General features: G+C 63.9%; 3 protein-coding genes. All 3 read right to left on the reverse strand.

Annotated elements, in window-relative coordinates:
- Positions 1-92: 92 nt before the first annotated feature.
- From IT472_RS11645 to IT472_RS11655, 3 genes are read right to left on the reverse strand one after another with little or no spacing between them, the layout of a single operon-like run.
- Complete coding sequence (locus tag IT472_RS11645) at positions 93-3,221, reverse strand: DNA methyltransferase (RefSeq protein WP_297181724.1); 3,129 nt, start codon at positions 3,219-3,221, stop codon at positions 93-95.
- A gap of 35 nt (positions 3,222-3,256) precedes the next feature.
- Positions 3,257-3,553 carry a HigA family addiction module antitoxin gene (locus IT472_RS11650; protein ID WP_297181726.1) on the reverse strand — a complete coding sequence of 99 codons (297 nt, stop codon included), beginning with the start codon at positions 3,551-3,553 and terminating at the stop codon, positions 3,257-3,259.
- An 11-nt stretch (positions 3,554-3,564) separates the two neighbouring features.
- Positions 3,565-3,846 (reverse strand): type II toxin-antitoxin system RelE/ParE family toxin, encoded by a 282-nt coding sequence (locus tag IT472_RS11655; protein WP_297181729.1) that lies wholly within the window; start codon positions 3,844-3,846, stop codon positions 3,565-3,567.
- Positions 3,847-3,885 lie beyond the last annotated feature (39 nt).

A 3,885-nucleotide genomic window follows, 5' to 3' on the forward strand; every position in this document is an offset into this window, starting at 1 on the left:
AGCGCGGCGCTGTCGCCGCGGCTATTGAAGAACACCCCGCCGATGCCGGTCACTTTGGCCATGGTTTGCTCCACGAATACAGAGCGCTGACCTTACGCTGGTTTGGGTCGGCGCGAGCGCTTCGGCTTGATGGTCGGCAGCAGGCTGGTCAATGCCTGATAGCGCTGGAACAGGAAGGCCACGCGTTCGGCGTCGGTGGACAGTTTCGGCGGTTTGCGGCCGGCGGATTTCTCGGCGGCGAGATAGGCGGCATCCACCGCCTTGTCCAGCGCGGCGTGGGCTTTCACCAGCGCCGGCGGCATGGTCAGCGGGTCATAGAGATCGGCCAGGGTTGCATCGGGAAACTGGGCGCGGGCGTCGAGCACGGCTTGGGCGTCGGTTGCAATCGCGGCGCGGTGCTTGCTCTCCCGGGGCTCTAGTGCGCTGCCTGCTTGTCCTTCCCCCGCCGGGGGAAGGTGGCGCGTAGCGCCGGATGAGGGCGCTTTGGGCTTGTCGTCAACAGCGCCCTCATCCGCCCCTTCGGGGCACCTTCTCCCGGGGGGAGAAGGAAGAGCATTACCCGGTGACGCTTCGCCCCCTCTCCCTCCGGGAGAGGGTTGGGGTGAGGGCAGCGCCGGCCAGGGGAAGTTGTTGTAGACGATGCCAGCGGAGTAGCGGTAGCGGCTTTCAAGCCGACCGCAGACGGCGCGTGTCCATGCCATGTGCATGGTGGAGGTGACGATGCCGAAGTGGTACAGCGTGGCATGCGGCACGATCTTCACCAGATTGCTGCACAAGGTTTCCGGCGACATGAAGCCAATCGGAATGAAATGGCGCCGCTCGGATGACACTTCCGGAATCACCAGATAATTGTCGTCCGGAATGTTCTCCACATGAAACCGTGTCGGCGTCGCCGCCAGCTTTTGCGTGGGCGCGCTCTTGCTGGCCAGCCGCAGCTGCCGCACCGCTTCCACGCGCTTCAGGCTTTCCGGCATCGCCCGCAATTCCGACGGCGGGCAATCGCCCAGCCACAGGCACCAGCGTTCCCAGCCGTTGATGAACTCATCCGCGCCGAGCCAGCGCCGGAACCACTTTGCTGAAGCGGGCTCCTTCGCAATGAAGGCATCGCGCTCGTCGGTGGTGAACAGATAGTGGCCGCCGTCGATCGGCTTGTTGCCGATACCGATTTCCGGCACCGCGCAAATCGGCGTATTGCGACTGGGCAGCAGCACATCCGCAGCGTCCACCAGATACGGGTTGATGTTCCCTGCCAGCAGCTCGTGCGGTTCGCCGCGAATATCCTGATAGTCGAACAAACGCTTGGGCGCGATGTCGCCGCGGGCAAAGCCCACGATCACGCAATGCACCGCCGCTACCCCGCGTGCTTCGTTGTTCCACTGGAAGGTGCGATGCGCAAAGAAGATGCGCATGCCCGCGTTCAACATCGCGCCCCACAGCACGCCCACCTGCTCGCCCTGGGTGATGGAGTTGGTGGAGACGAAGGCGCAGCGAATGGCCTTTCCTTCCCCCTCCGGGGGAAGGTGGCGCGCAGCGCCGGATGAGGGCGCTTTGGGCTTGTCGTCAACGGCGCCCTCACCCCAACCCCTCTCCCGGAGGGAGAGGGGCTCAGACGCGTTGCCCTCACCCCAAGCCCTCTCCCGTGGGGAGAGGGGCTTCATGTATGCGGCGGCCTTCAAATACCACGCAGACACAAAATCCAGCACGCCTGCGCCCTTCAGCGGACCTGCAATCGCCAGCAAATCCTCGCGCTGCTCGGCGCTCATCATCTTCGAGCCCACAAACGGCGGATTCCCCAAAATGAAATCCAGCTCCGCCGCCGGCACCACGGCATTCCAGTCGATCCGCAGCGCATTGCCATGCACGATCGTGGCCGACTTTTTCAGCGGCAGGCGCAGCACGTTGTCACCGAACTGCTCGGACACCCGCAGGTTCATCTGGTGGTCCATCAGCCACAGCGCCACCTGCGCAATCTGCGCGGGGAACTCTTCGATCTCGATCCCGTAGAACTGGTCCACGTCGACCAGCACATGGTCTTGCACATGCGCCAGCACCGAGGCTTGGCGGGCGAACTGGCGCTCAAGCACCTGCAATTCCAGCAGGCGGAGTTCGCGATAGGCAATGACCAGAAAATTGCCGCAACCGCAGGCCGGGTCGAGGAACTTCAGGGTGGCGAGTTTGCGATGCAGCTGCGCCAGTTTCTTGTCGTCGTGGCCGGCCTTGTCCAGTTCGGCCTTCAGGCCGTCGAGGAACAGCGGGCCGATGAGTTTGAGGATGTTCTTCTCGCTGGTGTAATGCGCGCCGAGGTTGCGGCGCGCCTTGGCGTCCATCACCGACTGGAACATCGAGCCGAAGATCGCCGGGCTGATCCGGCTCCAGTCAAGCTGGCTGGCGTCCAGCAGCAGGGCGCGCATCGGCGCGTTGAAGTCGGCCAGCGGCAGGAGTTCCTCGAACAATTTGCCGTTGACGTAGGGCAGCTCCGCCAGTTGCTCGTCCAGCGTGATCTGGCGCTTGTCCGGCGGCGTGTTCAACACCTGGAACACGCGTGCGATCCACATGCCAAGGTCGCTGCCGTCCTCGTGCGTGCGCTGGCTGATGAGCTCGTGGAAACCCTGGCGCGGGAAGATGCCGGTGTCGTCGGCGAACAGGCAGAACAGCAGCCGCACCAGCAGCACTTCCAGCGCGTGACCATCGAAGCCGGCGCTTTTCAGCGCATCGTGCAGGCGGCCCATGCGCTCGGCGGCCTGCACGTTGACGGGGTCTTCTTCCTTGTAGCTGCGGGTCTGGTAGCCGCTGATGAAACCGAAACGGCCGATCTCTTTCGGCAGATCGGCCAGCGCAAATTCGAAGTGCTCGCGGGTTTCCAGATCGTGCAGGACGAAGCGCTGGAAGTCGCTGACCAGCACATGGCGCGGCAGTTCGGCGTCCTTCAGGCCGGCGAAATAGTCGGTGGCCTGCGCGTAGGCGGCGTCCAGATCGCGACCCTGGCTTTTGTGTTCGGCCAACAGCACGCCGGGCCAGAACACGTCGATGCGGCCGTGCTGGCTGCCGGAAAAACGCTGCGCCTTCTGCTCGAACACCGCGACGCGGCGGCGCTGTACGCCGAACACGTGGAAAAACTCGTTCCAGAAACTCTGCGCCTCGGCGCGCTCGCTGGTTTCCCCGGCCCACTCGCGGGCAAAGGCGCGGGCGCGTTCGCGGATTTCGTTGAGGCTCAGGGGCATCGGGTTCCTCGTTCGTTACTTTCGTCTGCCTCAGCTCACGCCGCCGACTTCCACGGCTGGATGGTGGCCAGCACTTCACCAAGTGCGTCCTTGGCGTTGGCGGCATCGTGGTCCAGTTGCAGCCCGGTCCAGAACTCGTCCGAGGTGCCGAAGAAACGCGACAGTCGCAGGCCGGTATCGACGGTAATGGCGCGGGTGCCGGCAACGATCTCGCCGATGCGCCGCTGCGGCACGCCGATGGCCTTGGCCAGCCGGTACTGGGTGATGCCCATCGGCGCGAGGAATTCGTTCATCAGGATGTTGCCCGGATGCGGATAGGGAATCTTGCGCATGGCCATGCCTCCTAGTGGTAATCCACGATTTCGACCTTGCCCGGGCCGCTGGCGGTCCAGGTGAAACACAGCCGCCACTGGTCGTTGATGCGGATGCTGTGCTGGCCTCGACGACCGCCTTTCAAGGCTTCGAGGCGGTTGTTGGGCGGAATGCGCAAGTCGTCGAGATTGGCCGCACGGTGCAACATCGCCAGCTTGCGCATGACCACCGTTTCGATGTTGATGAATCGACGCACCCGCGTTCCCTCGAACAGGGCCTGCGTCTCCCGGCACCGAAACGACTGGATCGCCATGCGTCGATACTATTGCATGTCGTTACTATCGTCAACCGA

The sequence above is a fragment of the Thermomonas sp. genome (assembly GCF_020850895.1).
GTDB lineage: Bacteria > Pseudomonadota > Gammaproteobacteria > Xanthomonadales > Xanthomonadaceae > Thermomonas.

Excerpts from the sequence above, each read along its gene's own strand:
- IT472_RS11645 (WP_297181724.1), bottom strand. The coding sequence starts at position 3,221 with ATGCCCCTGAGCCTCAACGAAATCCGCGAACGCGCCCGCGCCTTTGCC.
- IT472_RS11650 (WP_297181726.1), bottom strand. The coding sequence starts at position 3,553 with ATGCGCAAGATTCCCTATCCGCATCCGGGCAACATCCTGATGAACGAA.
- IT472_RS11655 (WP_297181729.1), bottom strand. The coding sequence starts at position 3,846 with ATGGCGATCCAGTCGTTTCGGTGCCGGGAGACGCAGGCCCTGTTCGAG.